At 65.7% G+C, this 17,229-nt stretch carries 11 protein-coding genes and 1 pseudogene; 9 read left to right on the top strand and 3 right to left on the bottom strand.

Going from position 1 to position 17,229, the window contains the following annotated elements; all coding sequences use genetic code 11:
* Nucleotides 1-121 precede the first annotated feature (121 nt).
* The 8 genes from murB to recN all read left to right on the top strand — a co-directional run bounded on the left by murB (nt 122) and on the right by recN (nt 10,854).
* A complete protein-coding gene (gene murB, locus GPL20_RS20385; protein WP_157331281.1) occupies nt 122-1,042 on the top strand; it encodes a UDP-N-acetylmuramate dehydrogenase in 921 nt (306 codons plus the stop codon).
* Nucleotides 1,043-1,138: 96 nt separating this feature from the next.
* Complete coding sequence (locus GPL20_RS20380) at nt 1,139-2,125, top strand: D-alanine--D-alanine ligase family protein (protein WP_157331280.1); 987 nt, start codon at nt 1,139-1,141, stop codon at nt 2,123-2,125.
* Between the two features lie 348 nt (nt 2,126-2,473).
* Complete coding sequence (locus GPL20_RS20375; RefSeq protein ID WP_157331279.1) at nt 2,474-3,502, top strand: cell division protein FtsQ/DivIB; 1,029 nt, start codon at nt 2,474-2,476, stop codon at nt 3,500-3,502.
* Nucleotides 3,499-4,821, top strand: a complete 1,323-nt coding sequence (ftsA, locus tag GPL20_RS20370) for a cell division protein FtsA (protein ID WP_157331278.1) — start codon at nt 3,499-3,501, stop codon at nt 4,819-4,821. The genes GPL20_RS20375 and ftsA overlap by 4 nt, the downstream gene beginning before the upstream one ends.
* An 87-nt stretch (nt 4,822-4,908) precedes the next feature.
* Nucleotides 4,909-6,696 carry a cell division protein FtsZ gene (ftsZ, locus tag GPL20_RS20365; RefSeq protein ID WP_157331277.1) on the top strand — a complete coding sequence of 596 codons (1,788 nt, stop codon included), beginning with the start codon at nt 4,909-4,911 and terminating at the stop codon, nt 6,694-6,696.
* 361 nt (nt 6,697-7,057) lie between these two features.
* On the top strand, nt 7,058-8,020 hold the full coding sequence (gene lpxC / locus GPL20_RS20360) for a UDP-3-O-acyl-N-acetylglucosamine deacetylase (protein WP_157331276.1): 963 nt from the start codon (nt 7,058-7,060) through the stop codon (nt 8,018-8,020).
* A gap of 244 nt (nt 8,021-8,264) precedes the next feature.
* Nucleotides 8,265-9,164 carry an outer membrane protein assembly factor BamD gene (locus GPL20_RS20355; RefSeq protein WP_157331275.1) on the top strand — a complete coding sequence of 300 codons (900 nt, stop codon included), beginning with the start codon at nt 8,265-8,267 and terminating at the stop codon, nt 9,162-9,164.
* Nucleotides 9,165-9,180: 16 nt separating this feature from the next.
* Nucleotides 9,181-10,854: a DNA repair protein RecN gene (gene recN, locus GPL20_RS20350; RefSeq protein ID WP_157331274.1), complete on the top strand. Its 1,674-nt coding sequence runs from the start codon at nt 9,181-9,183 to the stop codon at nt 10,852-10,854.
* A 96-nt stretch (nt 10,855-10,950) separates the two neighbouring features.
* Here the strand turns inward: recN and GPL20_RS20345 are convergent.
* Nucleotides 10,951-11,270, bottom strand: a pseudogene (locus GPL20_RS20345) (GIY-YIG nuclease family protein).
* A 93-nt stretch (nt 11,271-11,363) separates the two neighbouring features.
* Here GPL20_RS20345 and ligA point away from each other — a divergent pair.
* The gene (gene ligA / locus GPL20_RS20340; RefSeq protein ID WP_167533124.1) at nt 11,364-13,514 is read left to right on the top strand and encodes an NAD-dependent DNA ligase LigA; all 2,151 of its coding nucleotides are present in this window, start codon (nt 11,364-11,366) and stop codon (nt 13,512-13,514) included.
* A gap of 124 nt (nt 13,515-13,638) precedes the next feature.
* On the opposite strand, the gene GPL20_RS20330 is transcribed toward ligA, so the two are convergent.
* Nucleotides 13,639-14,913, bottom strand: coding sequence for a multidrug effflux MFS transporter (locus GPL20_RS20330; RefSeq protein ID WP_157331272.1), 1,275 nt, complete (start codon nt 14,911-14,913; stop codon nt 13,639-13,641).
* Nucleotides 14,914-15,213: 300 nt separating this feature from the next.
* Nucleotides 15,214-17,043, bottom strand: coding sequence for an aminopeptidase P family protein (locus GPL20_RS20325; RefSeq protein WP_157331271.1), 1,830 nt, complete (start codon nt 17,041-17,043; stop codon nt 15,214-15,216).
* Nucleotides 17,044-17,229: the final 186 nt, after the last annotated feature.

Genomic DNA, 17,229 nt, shown 5'->3' with positions numbered 1-17,229 from the left:
GGGCAGGGGAGGGGGGTAGCCACAAACTCCGACCCCGCTTGGGGCTACCCCCCTCCCTGACCCTCCCCTACAAGGGGGGAGGGAACGGAGAGAGTGTGCGTCCCTCACGCGAGGCGATGCCATGAGCTTCCCCGACATCACTCCCTCGCTCAAAGCCGCGATGCCCGAACTTCGCGGCAGGCTGCTGGCCAACCAGTCGCTCGCCGAGCTCACCTGGTTTCGCGTCGGCGGTCCGGCGCAGGTGCTGTTCACGCCGGCGGACGAGGACGATCTCGCTTATTTTCTCGCGCATCTCGCGCTCGACATCCCGGTCTATGTCGTCGGCGTCGGCTCCAACCTTATCGTGCGCGACGGCGGGATTGCAGGCGTCGTGATCCGCCTTGCGCCGCGCGCCTTCGGCGAGGCGAGCGCGAGCGGCGACATCGTCACTGCCGGCGCTGCCGCGCTCGACAAGCGCGTGGCGGAAGTGGCGGCCGGCGCCAACATCGGCGGGCTCGAATTCTACTTCGGCATTCCCGGCACCATCGGCGGCGCGCTACGGATGAACGCGGGCGCCAATGGCGGCGAGACCAAGGACGTGTTGATCGAGGCGCATGGCGTCGCTCGCGACGGTACGAAGCATGTGTTCTCCAACGCCGGCATGAAGTTCGTCTATCGCAACAGCGGCGTCGATCCCTCCATCATCTTCACCTCCGCGCGCTTTCGCGGCGAGATCAGGGACACTGACGCGATCCGCGCGCGCATGGCGGAGGTGCAGAGCCATCGCGAGACCGCGCAGCCGATCCGCGAGAAGACCGGCGGCTCCACCTTCAAGAATCCGCCCGGCCATTCCGCCTGGAAGCTGATCGACGCCGCCGGCTGCCGTGGCCTGCGCGTCGGCGGCGCGCAGGTCTCGGAGATGCACTGCAATTTCCTGATCAACACGGGCGAGGCGACCGCGCACGACATCGAGACGCTGGGCGAGACCGTACGCCAACGCGTGAAGGCGAATTCCGGAATTGAGCTACACTGGGAAATCAAACGGATCGGGGTTTCCCTCTAACGGTCATTCCGGGGGCGCACAGCGCCACCCGGAATCTCGAGATTCCGGGTCTGGTGCTTGCGCACCATCCCGGAATGACGAAATGCGAGGCAGCGAATGCGCATCACCATCCTCTTCGGCGGCTCCAACCGCGAGCGTCTTGTCTCGGTCGCCTCAGCCCAGGCGCTGCACCAGGCGCTGCCCGAGGCCGATCTGTGGTGGTGGGACGTCGAGGACAAGGTGCATGTCGTGCAGTCGAAGCAACTGCTCGAACATGCCCGTCCGTTCGAGGACGAGTTCAAGCCGGGCACGCGCGGCATTCCCTTGGAGCAGGCGCTCGACCAGGCCAAGGCTGAGGACCGCGTGCTCGTGCTCGGCCTGCATGGCGGGCGCGCGGAGAACGGCGAACTGCAGGTGATGTGCGAGGCACGCGGCGTGGCCTTCACCGGATCGGGCTCGGCCTCCTCGCATCTTGCCTTCGATAAGATCGCGGCCAAGCATTTCGCCGCGCTCGGCGGCGTGACGCCGCCGGCAGGCGTTGCGCTGGAGAGCATCGACGAAGCCCTCGCCGAACATGGCCGGCTGATCGCAAAGCCGGCCAGGGATGGATCGAGCTACGGCCTGATCTTCGTCAACGCCAGGCAGGACCTCGTCGCTGTCCGAAACGCTGCAAAGCACGAAGAGTACGTCATCGAGCCCTACATCGCCGGCGTGGAAGCGACCTGCGGCGTGCTGGAGCGGCTGGACGGTTCGATCATCGCGCTGCCGCCGATCGAGATCATTCCGGGCGAGGGCAATTTCGACTACGCCGCGAAATATCTGCTGAAGTCGACCCAGGAGATCTGCCCCGGCCGCTTCTCGCCCGAGATCACCGCCGCGCTGAAGGAGCAGGCGATGCTGGCGCATCGCGCCATGTCCTGCACCGGCTATTCCCGCTCGGACTTCATCGTCTCGGACAGGGGCCTGGTCTATCTCGAAACCAACACGCTGCCCGGGCTGACCAACTCTTCGCTCTACCCCAAGGCGCTGAAGGCCGAGGGCATCGCATTCGTCGACTTCCTGCGCGGCCTGGTCGAGCTCGCCGAGCGGCGGGCCCGGAAATAATTAGGACTGGTTAACGGCCAAACGACCGAAACGGGCCGCTTTGGGGCCTAAAACCGGTAAAATGCCGGACATCGCGGCATAAATGCCTCACATGGCGAGGCAAAAAGCATCCGGCGTTAACGAATTTTACCTTTTGTTTACCAGGACGTCCGAAGGTTAACGCTGGCGGCGCATATGGCGCTTTGGCTGCCGGCGCGTGAGCTGTTGCGGGTGATGTCACCTCCAGCAAACGCTTGAAGGGGAGAGGCTTCATCTGCTGAAGACCAGCACCCGGCCCGGCAAGTCCGAGACGTCATGTTCGCCAGGACCCGCGCGTTGTCGCGGGCAAACTGTTGACGAGCTCGTGCAATGGATGGTGCAGGAAGCCTCACCCGGTCGCTTTTCAGATCGCTGAGGCCCCAAGCTGACCTGAAGGCGGCCGCTGTCGGAGCGGTCGTGCTTCTGCGCGAGTGGGTGCAGGACAAGCGCCAGGAAAGACTTCACAAGGCGCGTGCTGCCAAGGACAAGATCAGGAAGGCCAAGCCCGTCATCGAGCGTGAGCCGCCGCCGCGCGTGGTCGCGCTGGTCGAGCGCTATCTGCCGCGCCGGGTCGGCATCAGCATGACCGTGCTGCTCCTGATCGGAAGCTGCGGCTTCGGCATCGTCAAGGGCGGCCATCTCCAGGATTTCATCACGGCGGTCAGCGACGCGCGCAATGCGCTGGCCAATTCCGCCGGTTTCCGCATCACCTCGGTCGTCATCAACGGCCGCAAGCAGCTCACCCAGGACGAGATTCTCGCGACCGGTGGCGTCAGCGGCCGCTCCTCGCTGCTGTTCCTCGATGCCGATGCCGTGCGCGACAAGCTCAAGGCCAATCCCTGGATTGCGGACGCGACCGTGCTGAAGCTCTATCCGGGCCAGCTCATGATCGAGATCACCGAGCGCAAGGCGTTCGCGCTGTGGCAGGAGGCCGGCCGGCTCTCCGTCATCGCCGACGACGGCGCGGTGCTCGAACCCTATGTCTCGCGCCGCTTCCTGTCGCTGCCGCTCGTGGTCGGCAAGGGCGCCGACACGCAGGCCCGCGATTTCCTGGCGCTGCTGGCGCGCTATCCGCAGGTCAATTCGATCACCAAGGCCGCGATCTTCGTCGGTGAGCGGCGCTGGAACCTGAGGCTCAAGGACGGTCTCGACATCCGCCTGCCCGAGCAGGACGTCGGCAACGCGCTGGCGACGCTGTCCAGGCTCGACAAGGAGGACAAGCTGTTCTCCCGCGACATCGTCGCCGTCGACATGCGCCTGCCCGATCGTCTGGTGGTGCAGCTGTCCGACGACGCCGCCAAGGCGCGCGAGGATCAGTTTAAGGACAAGAAAAAGAAGAAGGCCGGGGATTCCGCATGACCGGTCTCGATCGCACCCAGACGCCGAAGACGCGCCCGATGCCGCACAAGCGCGGCGGCCTCGTCGCCTGCCTCGACATCGGCACCAGCAAGATCGCCTGCATGATCGCGCGGTTGAAGCCGTCGGCGCCGAGCGATGCGCTGCGCGGCCGCACTCATGCGGTGGAGCTGATCGGCTACAGCCAGATCCAGGCGCGCGGCATGAAGGCCGGCGCGGTGATCGACCTCGGCGAATGCGAGCAGGCGGTGCGCCAGGCCGTCGCGCTCGCCGAGAAGATGGCCAAGGTGCGGGTCGAGTCCGTGCTGCTGTCGGTCTCCGGTGGCCGTCTGTCCGGCCAGCTGGTCGAAGCCGCGGCCGATATCCGCGGCGGCGCGGTGACGCCGGCCGATGTCAGTCGCGTGACGTCGACCGGAATGCGCCACGCCACCGGCGAAGGCCGCACCGTGCTGCATGCGCTGCCGGTCGGCTATACGCTCGACGGCGTCAAGGGCATCCGCGATCCCCGCGGCATGGTCGCCCATCAGTTCGGCGTCGACATGAACGTCGTCACCTGCGACGCCACGGTGGCGCGGAACCTGATGCTCGCGGTGGAGCGCTGCCACATCAATGTCGAAGCCATGGCGGCGAGCCCCTATGTGGCCGGTCTGTCGGTGCTGACCGACGACGAGGCCGATCTCGGCGCTGCCGTGGTGGAGATGGGTGCCGGCACCACGACGATCGCGATCTATTCCGGTGGCCGCTTCGTGCATGCGGCGGGTTTTGCGGTCGGCGGGCAACACATCACCATGGATCTCGCGCGCGGACTCTCCGCGACCATTGCAGATGCCGAGCGAATCAAGACGCTATATGGCACCGTCATTACCGGTGGATCGGATTCGCGCGAGTTGATGTCCGTGCCGACCGCCGGTGACGAGCAGGATCTGCCGCAGATCGTCTCCCGCGCCACCATCGCCAACATCGTCAAGCACCGTGCCGAGGAAATCTTCGAAATGGTTCGGGACAGGCTGAAGGATTCGCCGTTTGCGGCAGAGCCCAAGGGCCGCGTCGTGCTCTCGGGCGGCGCCTCGCAGCTCACCGGCCTCGTCGAGCTCGGAACACAGATTCTCGGCCGGCCCGTGCGGGTCGGACGTCCGCTCGGTTTCGGCCGGCTGCCCAACGAGGCGAAGAACGCCGCGTTCGCGGTGCCGGCCGGACTCCTCGTCTACCCGCAATATGTTCACCACGAACATGTCGAACCGCGGCATACGCGGCAGCAGGTCAAGACAGGGACCGGCGGTTATTTCGGAAAGGTCGGACGATGGCTACGCGAGGGCTTCTGATGATTCTTTTCCGCAATTCCCGACTTTCACCAACTCCCGCGGCCGCCGGCCGGGGCGAACCCACGCGCGCGTGATCGAGAGGCAAACATGACCATCAGCATCAATGTTCCTGATATTCACGAACTGAAGCCCCGGATCACCGTGTTCGGCGTCGGCGGCGCCGGTGGCAACGCCGTCAACAACATGATCACGGCGGGCCTCCAGGGGGTCGACTTCGTGGTCGCCAACACCGATGCACAGGCGCTGACGATGTCGAAGGCGCAGCGCATCGTGCAGATGGGCACGGCGGTCACGCAAGGCCTCGGCGCCGGCTCGCAGCCGAACGTCGGCGCGGCGGCGGCGGAAGAGGTGATCGACGAGCTGCGCGACCATCTCTCGGGCGCCAACATGGTGTTCGTCACCGCGGGTATGGGCGGCGGCACCGGCACCGGCGCTGCTCCCGTCATCGCCAAGACCGCGCGCGACATGGGCATCCTCACCGTCGGCGTCGTGACCAAGCCGTTCCACTTCGAGGGTGGCCGCCGCATGCGCACGGCCGAGGCCGGCATCAACGAGCTGCACAAGGTCGTGGATACGCTCCTGATCATCCCGAACCAGAACCTGTTCCGGGTCGCCAACGAGAAGACCACCTTCGCCGACGCCTTCGCGATGGCCGACCAGGTGCTCTATTCGGGCGTTGCCTGCATCACCGACCTGATGGTCAAGGAAGGCCTGATCAACCTCGACTTCGCCGACGTCCGCGCCGTCATGCGCGAGATGGGCAAGGCAATGATGGGTACGGGCGAAGCCTCCGGCGACAAGCGCGCGCTGACCGCCGCTGAAGCTGCGATCGCCAACCCGCTGATCGACGATTCCTCGATGAAGGGCGCCAAGGGCCTCCTCATCTCCATCACAGGCGGCAAGGACCTCACCCTGTTCGAGGTCGACGAAGCCGCGACCCGCATCCGCGAGGAAGTCGACCAGGACGCCAACATCATCGTCGGCGCCACCTTCGACGAAGCACTCGACGGCCTCATTCGCGTCTCGGTCGTCGCCACCGGCATCGAGCAGGCCGCGATCGCCCGCAACAGCCAGGCGACCTCCGCTCCCGTCGCGAACGCGGCGCCGCAGGCGCAGCAGGCTGCCGCTCCGGCCGCAGCTGCCGAGAGCCGTCTCGCCGACCTGACCGCGCGGCTCCGTGCCGACAATCAGCGCCTCGCCGAACGCGCCCAGAAGCTGGAGGCCCAGATCCCGGCCACCGCACCGGCCCCGGCCGCCGCGCCGCGCCCGAATGTCGAGCGCGCTGCGCTCGCCGCCATCGCTGCCGCCGTTGCCGATGTTCCGCAGGCGCCCGCGCCGACGCAGACCTATGGCGACGTCACCGTGCGCCCGATCGCCCAGAAGCCGACCCTGTTTCCGGAGCCTGACATGGCCCCGGTCGCGATGCAGGAGCAGATGACGCCCGAAAACTTCATTCCGCCGCAGGCCGAGCGTCCGGTCCGTGCGCCGCGGATGCCGCGCATTGAGGAACTGCCGATGCCGGCCCAGGCCGAGATTCGTCAGGCCCGCGGCGAGGTGGAAGAAGAGGCCCCGCAGAAGAGCCGCCTGTCGCTGCTCCAGCGCCTCGCCAATGTCGGTCTCGGCCGCCGCGACGAGGAAAGCGAGCCGCCGGTTGCGGCCCGCACCTCCGGTCCGGCGATGCCGCCGCTGCCCGAGCGCCGTCCACAGAAGACCGTGGCGCAGCAGATCGCGGCCAGCGAACCGGTATCGGAGTATGCCCGCCGTCCCGCGCCGCAGGGCCTGGACATGCATGGCCGCCCGGCACCTGTTGCGCCGGCGCCACAGGGCGACGACCATCTTGATATCCCGGCCTTCCTGCGGCGGCAGGCGACGTGAGGATTGTTACAATAAGTCGGTAGAAAAAAGGTCCCGGCGGGAAGCTTGCCGGGACCTTTCCTTTTGCACCGGACCTGTTCGGATTGCCCAGTCAAGCAACTGATTTTAAATCATTAATTATGCATTCAGTGGTTCTGTAGAGCTGCCGGCAGCGGCCCAAAACCCCTGCGCAATTTGGTTAAGCCTTGGCGCGAATACGGCGGGTTTGGGGTAACAATCGGTAAAAAAGCGTGAGTTGGCGCTGTTTGGGGCAGTGACTATGGTTTGTCGTGACTTGGGGATACGGATTCGGGACGGGCGGCCTTGGCCGGTCGGTGGGTCTAGTATAAGTCGCGATGGGTCGTAGTGGGGCGGGTTCCAGATGAAATTTAGCCGGCAAACAACGCTTCGTGCGCAAGCCACCGTGGCAGGCGTCGGCGTTCACTCCGGTCTTCCTGTGACGCTCACCCTTGGGCCTGCGCCGGTCGACGCGGGTTTTATTTTTGTCCGCACGGGCCTTGAGGGAAGTGACCGCGAAGTTCAGGCGACCGCCGAGCAGGTGATCGCGACCGATTTCGCCACCGTCCTCGGCGACCGTACCGGTCCGCTGGTCTCCACCGCCGAGCATGTGCTTGCTGCGCTGCGGGGCATGGGCGTCGACAACGCCACGATCGAGATCGACGGGCCGGAAGTGCCGATCATGGACGGCAGCGCCGCGGCGTTCATCGCGGCGATCGACCAGGCCGGCATCGTCAGCCAGCCGGCGCAGCGCCGCTTCATTCAGGTTTTGAAGCCGATCTCGGTCAAGATCGGCGACTCCTTCGGTGAGATCAGGCCCTATGCCAGCGGGTTCCGCGCCGAGGTCGAGATCGACTTCACCAATCCCGTCATCGGCCAGCAAAGCTACGCCTTCGATCTGAGCCCGGAACGCTTCCGCCGTGAAGTCGGTCGCGCCCGGACCTTCGGCCTGATGTGCGACGTCGCCCGGTTGTGGAGTGCGGGCTACGCCCTTGGCGCTTCCTTCGACAACACCGTCGTGTTCGACGACGAGCGGCTGCTCAACACCGAGGGCCTGCGCTTCGCCGATGAATGTGCCCGTCACAAGGTGCTGGACGTGATCGGCGACCTCGCGCTGGCCGGCCTGCCGCTGCTTGGCGCCTACCGTTCGGTGCGCGGCGGCCACAAGCTCAACCACGCTGTCCTGACCGCGCTGCTTGCCGACCGCACCGCCTGGCGGGTGGTCGAGGGTGAGGCGGCCCGCCGCACCACGCGTCCCGTGGGCGATGTCGGTCACGGCATCGTCGGCGGCCGGATCGCCGCGGCCTACGGTCCGGACGTGTCCTGAAGGACCTGTTGTCGCGGAGCGCCGGTCGCGACCACCCCGAGAAACTCCTGGTAACCATGATGGGCTAGCATTGCGGCACATTCGCCTTAATCCGGGCGAAATGCCTGCCTATCCGGTGAGTTAACGATCGTTTTTCGGTTACATCGGCGTGGTCGCATGGCAGGCACCACGGTCACATTTCGCGCCCATGACGGGATTTCATGGGCTGGCGGGCACCGCATCACAGGGCGTCAGGTCAAAACTCATGTCGGCACAGCGTATGACGCGCGGATACCTCGCGGTTTCGCCAAAGGCTTTGACCAAGGCCCGGGGGCTGCTTCAGGCCGCCACCTTCGTCATGCTCGCGCTGCCGCTGGCCGGCTGCGGCACCGGCGAACTCTGGGACAAGTTCACCGCCAAGGACGATACCTTCGTCGAGGAGCCCGCCGACAAGATCTACAATGAGGGCCTGTACCTCATGAACGAGAAGAAGGATTTGAAGGCGGCGACCAAGAAGTTCGAAGAGGTCGATCGCCAACATCCTTATTCCGAGTGGGCCCGCAAATCGCTGCTGATGTCCGCCTATGCGTCCTATATGGGCGGCGACTATGACGGCTGCATCGGCGCCGCCACCCGCTACGTCACGCTGCATCCCGGCAGTCCCGACGCGGCCTATGCGCAATACCTGATCGCCGCCTCTCACTACGACCAGATCCCGGACATCAGCCGCGACCAGACTCGCACCGAGAAGGCGATCGCATCGCTGGAAGAGGTGGTGCGCAAATATCCGACGTCCGAATACGCGACCTCGGCCAAGGCCAAGATCGAGGGTGCGCGCGATCAGCTCGCCGGCAAGGAAATGAATGTCGGCCGCTACTACATGCAAAAGCGCGACTACACCGCGGCGATCAACCGCTACAAGGCCGTGGTCACGCAGTACCAGACCACGCGGCACGTCGAAGAGGCGCTGTTTCGCCTCACCGAGTCCTACATGGCGATCGGCATCGTCGGCGAGGCCCAGACCGCGGCCGCCGTGCTTGGCCACAATTTTCCTGACAGCCGCTGGTACAAGGACGCCTATAATCTTGTAAAGTCCGGCGGTCTCGAGCCCAGCGAGAATCAGGGATCCTGGATCAGCAGGACCTTCAAGAAGATGGGCCTCTAACAGGAAACTCGATTCTATGCTGGCGCGTCTGTCGATCCGTGACATCGTCCTGATCGAACGGCTCGATATCGAATTCGCCACCGGGCTCGCGGTTCTGACCGGCGAGACCGGTGCGGGCAAATCCATCCTGCTCGATGCCTTTGCGCTGGCGCTCGGCGGCCGCGGCGATGCCGGCCTCGTGCGCCATGGTGCGGAGCAGGGTCAAGTCACCGCCGTCTTCGATATTCCCAAGAATCACCCCGCAACGAACATCCTGGCCGAGAACGGCCTGGACGATACCGGCGAGATGATCCTGCGCCGCGTGCAGCTCGCCGACGGCCGCACCCGCGCCTTCATCAACGACCAGTCGATCAGTGTGCAGACCCTGAAGGCGGTCGGCGCCGCCCTGGTCGAGATCCATGGCCAGCATGACGAGCGTGCGCTGGTCGATGCCGCCACCCACCGCCGCCTGCTCGATGCCTTTGCCGGCCTCGAAAAGGATGTTGCAGCCGTGGAAGCGCTCTGGGAGGCGCGCCGCACCGCCAACGGCGCGCTGGAGCAGCATCGCGCCGGCATGGAGCGCGCCGCGCGTGAGGCCGACTATCTGCGCCACGCTTCCGATGAGCTGAAGCAGCTCGCGCCCAAGGATGGCGAGGAGACCTCGCTGGCGTCCCGCCGCACCACCATGATGCAGGGCGAGAAGATCGCCTCCGATCTGCGCGAGGCGCAGGAAGCGGTCGGCGGCAACCATTCGCCGGTCGCGGCCCTGTCGGCGGCGGTACGCCGCCTGGAGCGCCGTGGTGTCAATTCGCCGGCGCTGGTCGAGCCTGCCGTGAAGGCGATCGACGCCGCCATCAACGCGCTGGAGGAAGCCGACCAGCATCTCCAGGCCGCGCTCGCCGCGACCGATTTCGATCCGGCCGAGCTCGAGCGCATCGAGGAGCGGCTGTTCGCCCTGCGCGCCGCCTCGCGCAAATATTCGACGCCGGTCGACGGCCTCGCCGCGCTCGCCGCCCGATACGCCGCCGACGTCGTGCTGATCGATGCCGGCGCCTCGCAGCTGAAGAAGCTGGAGCAGGCCGCGATCGAGGCCGATAGCCGCTATGCGGCCGCCGCCAAGAAACTGTCGATGGCGCGGCAGAAGTCGGCCGAGAAGCTCAACAAGGCCGTCAATGCCGAGCTCGCGCCGCTCAAGCTCGAGCGCGCCAAGTTCATGACCCAGGTCGACACCGACGAGGCCACGCCGGGCCCGCAAGGTTTTGATCGCGTCGAGTTCTGGGTGCAGACCAATCCGGGCACCAAGCCGGGGCCGCTGATGAAGGTCGCCTCCGGCGGCGAGCTGTCGCGCTTCCTGCTGGCGCTCAAGGTCGTGCTGTCCGACCGCGGCTCGGCGCCGACCCTGGTGTTCGACGAAATCGACACCGGTGTCGGCGGCGCCGTTGCGGACGCTATCGGCGGGCGCCTGGCGCGCCTTGCCGGCAAGGTTCAGGTCATGGCCGTGACCCACGCCCCGCAGGTCGCCGCCCGGGCCGATCAGCATCTCCTGATTTCCAAGGATGCCCTCGACAAGGGCAAGCGCGTCGCCACCCGCGTCAATGCGCTGGCCGCCGACCACCGCCGCGAGGAAATCGCCCGTATGCTCGCCGGCGCCGAGATCACGGCGGAGGCGAGGGCGGCCGCGGAACGGTTGCTCAAGGCGGCGACGGCTTAGTCTGTTTCCACCGTCATTCCGGGGCGATGCGAAGCATCGAACCCGGAATCTCGAGATTCCGGGTCTGGTCCTTCGGACCATCCCGGAATGACTCTCTTAATTGCAGATCGACTCGTATAGATCATCCCAATTTGGATTGTCCTTCTCGATCAGCTGGGTTTTCCAGGCTCGCTTCCACTTTTTGAGTTCTTTCTCGCGTGAGATCGCCGAGATCGGGCGTCGTACGTCTCGAACCAAACCAGGCGCGTGATGTTGTATTTGGCCGTGAAGCCCGGAACGGCCTTGATTCGATGTTCGTAGACGCGACGGACGAGGTCGTTAGTAATGCCGACATAGATTGCCCCGTCGCGCCGGCTTGCTAGGATCTTGCTAGGATATAGACGTAATAAGCCATAATCCCCTCTCCCCACCGTCATTCCGGGGCGCACGAAGTGCGAACCCGGAATCTCGAGGTTCCGGGTCTGGTCCTTCGGACCATCCCGGAACGACGAGCTAGAACCTTAAGTATGATGGCCAGAGCAGCAAAATCCAAACCGCCGCTTCGCGACGTCGCCGATCTCACCAAGGCGCAGGCCAAGGTCGAGCACATGCGGCTCGCGCTCGAGATCGAGGGACATAACGAGCGCTACTATCAGGACGACGCGCCCACCGTCACCGATGCCGAGTACGACGCGCTGCGCCANCGCTTCAATGCGATCGAGACGCGCTTTCCGGAGTTCGTCAGCGCGGAGTCGCCGTCGCAGAAGGTCGGCGCGGCGCCGTCCGGGCGCTTCAGGAAGGTGCGGCATTCCCTGCCGATGCTGTCGCTCGACAACGCCTTTGCCGAAGAGGACGTGCGCGACTTCGTCGGCCGCATCGTCCGCTTCCTCAAACTCGACGACGGCAAGGTCGATTTCTCCGCCGAGCCGAAGATCGACGGTCTCTCGATGTCGCTGCGCTACGAGGGCGGCGAACTCGTCACCGCAGCGACGCGCGGCGATGGCGCGGTAGGCGAGGACGTCACCGCCAACATCCGCACGCTCGAAGACGTGCCGCAGAAGCTCAAGGGCCGCAACGTTCCTGATATCTGCGAGGTGCGCGGCGAGGTCTACATGACCAAGCAGGCCTTCCTTGCGCTCAACGAGCGGCAGAGGGCGGCGGGCGACACCATCTTCGCCAATCCGCGCAACTCGGCCGCAGGCTCCTTGCGGCAAAAGGATCCCACCATCACCGCCTCGCGCCCGCTCGGCTTCTTCGCCTATGCCTGGGGCGAGATGAGCGCGATGCCTGAGGGTACGCAGAGCGGCATGATCGGCTGGTTCGAGCGTTGCGGTTTCAAGACCAATCCGCTGACCAAGCTCTGTCACTCCGTCGAGGAGCTGCTCGCCTTCCATCATTCGATCGAGGAGCAGCGCGCAAGACTCGACTACGACATCGACGGCGTCGTCTACAAGGTCGACCGCATCGACTGGCAGGAGCGGCTCGGCTTCGTCTCGCGCACGCCGCGCTGGGGCATTGCGCACAAATTCCCGGCCGAGCGCGCCATGACGGTGCTGCGCGACATCGAGATCCAGGTCGGCCGCACCGGCTCGTTCACGCCGGTCGGCAAGCTCGAGCCGGTCGGCGTCGGCGGCGTGATCGTGCAGAACGTCACGTTGCACAACGAAGACTACATCAAGGGCATCGGCAACAAGGGCGAGGTGCTGCGCGAGGGGCGCGATATCAGGATCGGTGACACCGTCGTGATCCAGCGCGCCGGCGATGTGATTCCGCAGGTGGTCGACGTCGTCCTCGACAAGCGGCCGAAGACCGCCAGGGAATTCCACTTCCCGAAGAAGTGCCCGTGCCCGTTGCATACCGACGTCACGCGCGAGGAGACGGCGACCGGCGAGGAGGGCTCGCGGGCCCGCTGCACCGGCGAGTTCGCCTGCCCCTATCAGAAGATCGAGCACCTCAAGCTGTTCGTGTCGCGGCGTGCCTTCGACATCGACGGGCTCGGCGAGAAGCAGCTTCAGTATTTCTTCGATGAAGGCTGGGTCAAGGAGCCCGCCGACATCTTCACGCTGGAGAAGCGCAACAACAAGCTCAAGCTGGAGGAAATCGAGGGATACGGCGCGACATCGGTGCGCAATCTCTTCGGCGCCATCGAGAGTCGCCGCAGAATCGCGCTGGAGCGCTTCGTCTATGCGCTCGGCATGCGTCATGTCGGCGAGACCACGGCGCTGGCGCTGGCGCGCGGCTACGGTTCATGGGACGCCTTCCACGATGCCTGCCTGAAGGTCGCCAAGGGCGACGAGGAGGCGATGGCGGACATGGATGCGCTGGACCAGATCGGCGACACCGTGATCAAGAGCATCGCTGACTATTTCGGCGAGAGCCATAATCGCGGCATCGTCGAGCGGCTGACGAAAGAGGTCGAGATCATCGACGCCGAGAAGCCGAAGAGCAATTCCGCCGTCGCCGGCAAGACGGTCGTGTTCACGGGCTCGCTGGAGAAGATGACGCGGGATGAGGCCAAGGCGACCGCGGAGAGGCTTGGCGCCAAGGTGTCAGGCTCGGTGTCGAAGAAGACCGATCTCGTCGTCGCCGGCCCCGGCGCCGGCTCGAAGCTCGCGGAGGCCAACAAGCACGGCGTCAAGGTTTTGACGGAAGATGAGTGGCTGAAGCTGATCGGGGAGTGATTTTGATTCCGTCATTCCGGGGCGATGCGAAGCATCGAACTATGGTGCGCAATTGCGCACCTGAGAATCTCGAGATTCCGGGTTCGCCTCTCCGAGGCGCCCCGGAATGACGGAGAAAAAACCCTCACATCATCCCGCTCTCTTCCTCCTCCGCCTGCTCGATCAGCGCCTCGCTCACCACAACCTCGCGGCGGGGTACGACGAAGATCATCATGCCGGCGCAGAGCAGCGAGATCGCGAGGACCGCGGAGGTCAGCGGCAGCGTCGTCGTGGAATGGCCGCCGAGATAGGCGCCGAATTGCGACATCAGCGCGCCGATGCCCTGCTGGAGGAAGCCCATCGCCCCCGAGGCGGTGCCGGCCGCCTCTGGGCGGATGCTGATGGCGCCGGCGGCGGAATTCGCCATGACGAAGGCATTGCCGGCCATCACGATCATCTGCGTGCCGAACAACCAGGCGGGCGCTTCGTTCCAGCCGGTGAAGCTGAACAGCAGGTTCGCAAGGCTGCCGCCGAGCTGGAGGGCGAGCCCGAACCAGATCAGCTTCTCCAGCGAGTGCCGCGGCGCGAAGCGCACGCAGAGGAGATTGCCGACCAGGTAGGCAAAGCCCGAGGTCGCGAACCAGGCGCCGTATTCGGCGCTGGTCCGGCCCATCTGCGTCACCACGATATAGGGACCGCCGCCGGCAAAGGTGAAGATGATCTGCGAGGCCAGCACCTGGCACATCACGTAGCCGACGAAGGCGCGGTTGCGGATCAGGATGCCGACGTCGCCGCGGAAGCCGCTGCCGGCGGCGCGGTCGCGGCGTGTCTCCGGCAGTGCGACCGCGATGCCGACTGCGACCGTGATGGCGCCGATGGTGATGGCATAGAAGATCGCGCGCCAGCCGAAGGCGGTCTCGATCAGGCCGCCGGTGAGCGGGGACACCATCTGCCCGATCATCAGGGCCGCGACCACCAGGCTGATCATCGAGGCGACGCGATCGCGTGCGTAGATGTCGCGGATGATGGCGCGGCTCACCACCATGCCGGTGGCGCCGCCCAGCGCCTGGAAGAAGCGTGCAGCGATCAGCTGCGGCAGGTTTTGCGCGAAGATGCAGGCAACGGAGGCCGCGACCATCAGCGCGAGGCCCGCAAGCAGCACCGGGCGCCGCCCGAACCTGTCCGACAGCGGTCCCATGATGAGCTGCGACAGCGCGATGCCGACCATGTAGAGCGACACCGTCATCTGCGCGATCGAGATGTCGCTACCGAAATTCGTCGCCAGCACCGGCAGCGCCGGAACCAGCATGTAGAGCGAGATCGGCGCGATGCCGGTCATGACGACGAGCAATAGCAGCACCACGCGCGATGTCGCGATGTTGGTGGCCGCTCCCGGCGGCTTGCTGATCGTGCCGTGCATGCGTGTCCGTCTCGTAGAAAGTCGAATCCGACTGTAGCGTGCTTGCGCAAGTCGGATATCGGCGTTTCGGAATGCGGCCATACGGATTTTGGGATGGTGATGAGAGCGGCGCGACGCTCACTGCGCTCTCCGCTGTCATTCCCCGCGTAGGCGGGGAATCCAGTATTCCAGAGGCAGAAATCGTATACGGAAAAGCCGCGGTGTACTGGATGCCCCGCCTTCGCGGGGCATGACAGCTGTGGTGGGGCGAGGAGAGTTGCGCAAATCGCGTAGTGCCATGCGCACGGCGGAACGGCGAACTTACCGCTTCAGCTCCGCCGTCGCTTGATCGAGCCAGGCCCTGGTCGCCTCGTCCAGCGCCGGTCCTACCTCGGCTCTTACGCGGGCGTGGTAGGCATTGAGCCAGTCGAGCTCGTCCTTGCCCAGCATGGCGACGTCGATCAGCCGGCGGTCGATCGGCGCCAGCGTCAGCGTCTCGAACGCATTCATCGGCTTCTCGGCGCCCTTGATGTCGGCGGCAACCACCAGCTCGAGGTTCTCGATGCGGATGCCGAAGCCGTCGGTCTTGTAGTAGCCGGGCTCGTTGGAGAGGATCATGCCGCGCTTCAGCGGCGTGGTGCCGAGCTTTGAAATGCGTGCCGGCCCCTCATGCACGCTGAGATAGCTGCCGACGCCGTGGCCGGTGCCGTGCTCGAAATCGACGCCGGCGGCCCAGAGATATTGCCGCGCCAGCGTGTCGAGCTGCGCGCCGGTGGTGCCGTCGGGGAAGACCGCGCGTGCGATCGCGATATGGCCGCGCAGCACGCGGGTGAAACGGTCGCGCATCTCGTCCGTGGGTTCGCCGACCGCCATGGTGCGGGTGACGTCGGTGGTGCCGTCTTCATATTGCGCGCCGGAATCGATCAGCAGCAGGTCGCCGGGTGCGATCCGCCGGTTGCTCTTGCGGGTGACGCGGTAGTGCACGATGGCGCCGTTCGGGCCGGTGCCGGAGATGGTCGGGAACGAGACATCCTTCAGCGCGCCGGTGTCGCGGCGGAACGTCTCCAGCGCCTCGACTGCGTCGATCTCGGTGAGCCTGCCGCTTGGTGCCTCACGATCGACCCACGCAAGGAAGCGCGCCAGCGCCACGGCATCGCGCCGGTGTGCCGTCCGCGTGCCGGCGATCTCGGTCGCGTTCTTGACCGCTTTGAGCAGCGCGATCGGATCGCTGCCACGCACCGGCTTGCCGCCGGCTCCCGCGATCAGCCGGCTCAGCGCGTCGGCCGCCGTCGCATTGTCGAGCGCGATCGATCCGCCGCCCTTGGCCAGCGCCATCAGCGTCGGCGCCATCGCGTCGGGCTCGCGCACGTCGGCGCACTGTTCGAGATGGTCGCGCGTGAGGTTCGAGAGCTTGCGGTGGTCGATGAAGACGGTCGGCCGGCCGTCCTTCGGCACCAGCGCGTAGGACAGTGGCAGCGGCGTGTGCGCAACGTCGGCGCCGCGGATGTTGAAGGTCCAGGCCACCGCGTGGCTGTCGGAGAGCACCAGCGCGTCGGCGCCGAGCTTGGCGATCTCGCTCCTGATCTGCGTCAGCTTCTCGGCTTCAGTGACCCCGGCATGTTGCATTCCATGCACGGCGACGGGCGCGAGCGGCGGCTGCGGCCGGTCCGGCCAGATGGCATCGACCGGATTGCTGTCGACCGCGACCAGCTCGGCGCCGGCCTTGGCGCAGGCGGCGGACAAGCGCTCGGCTGCCGCAGAAGTGTGCAGCCACGGATCAAATCCGAGGCGGTCGCCGGCGTTCAGATGCGCCGACACCCAACTCTCCGGCGGCGGATCGATCAGCGATTCCACCGCCCAGGCCTTTGCATCGACCTGCTTGGCGGCCTGGATCGTGTAGCGGCCGTCGACGAACAATGCGGCCTCGCGGGTCAGCACCACCGCCAGTCCCGCCGAGCCCGTAAAGCCGGTCAGCCAAGCCAGCCGCTCTTCCGACGGCGCCACATATTCGTTCTGCTGCTGGTCGGCGCGGGGAATGACGAAGCCGGTCAGCTTGCGGCGGGCGAGTTCTTCGCGGAGCGCGGCAAGGCGCGCCGTCATTGCGACGCCGGCCTCGGGCTCCTCGAATGTCTGGAAGTGCGCTTCGAACATGATTGCTCAGTCTAGGATCACAGGGGTGAGTTCGCAATGTCGACGCATTTACGTCGCATCTGGCATGGACTGTGCTTGAAAAGTTCCGTTCGAGTCGAGTGGAGTAAAGGGTGCGGCAGTTGCGCTTCGTCCGGATAACAGGGAAATTCGAGCAAGTGGTTCATCTCAACGGCGAGGGGACACACG

It is taken from the genome of Bradyrhizobium cajani (assembly GCF_009759665.1).
Taxonomy (GTDB): domain Bacteria; phylum Pseudomonadota; class Alphaproteobacteria; order Rhizobiales; family Xanthobacteraceae; genus Bradyrhizobium; species Bradyrhizobium cajani.
This window is presented reverse-complemented; position numbering and strand designations above follow the sequence as displayed.

Bases quoted from the DNA above. Each gene is read 5' to 3' on its own strand.
- murB (WP_157331281.1), top strand. From the start codon at position 122: ATGAGCTTCCCCGACATCACTCCCTCGCTCAAAGCCGCGATGCCCGAA.
- GPL20_RS20380 (WP_157331280.1), top strand. From the start codon at position 1,139: ATGCGCATCACCATCCTCTTCGGCGGCTCCAACCGCGAGCGTCTTGTC.
- GPL20_RS20375 (WP_157331279.1), top strand. From the start codon at position 2,474: ATGGATGGTGCAGGAAGCCTCACCCGGTCGCTTTTCAGATCGCTGAGG.
- ftsA (WP_157331278.1), top strand. From the start codon at position 3,499: ATGACCGGTCTCGATCGCACCCAGACGCCGAAGACGCGCCCGATGCCG.
- ftsZ (WP_157331277.1), top strand. From the start codon at position 4,909: ATGACCATCAGCATCAATGTTCCTGATATTCACGAACTGAAGCCCCGG.
- lpxC (WP_157331276.1), top strand. From the start codon at position 7,058: ATGAAATTTAGCCGGCAAACAACGCTTCGTGCGCAAGCCACCGTGGCA.
- GPL20_RS20355 (WP_157331275.1), top strand. From the start codon at position 8,265: ATGTCGGCACAGCGTATGACGCGCGGATACCTCGCGGTTTCGCCAAAG.
- recN (WP_157331274.1), top strand. From the start codon at position 9,181: ATGCTGGCGCGTCTGTCGATCCGTGACATCGTCCTGATCGAACGGCTC.
- GPL20_RS20330 (WP_157331272.1), bottom strand. From the start codon at position 14,913: ATGCACGGCACGATCAGCAAGCCGCCGGGAGCGGCCACCAACATCGCG.
- GPL20_RS20325 (WP_157331271.1), bottom strand. From the start codon at position 17,043: ATGTTCGAAGCGCACTTCCAGACATTCGAGGAGCCCGAGGCCGGCGTC.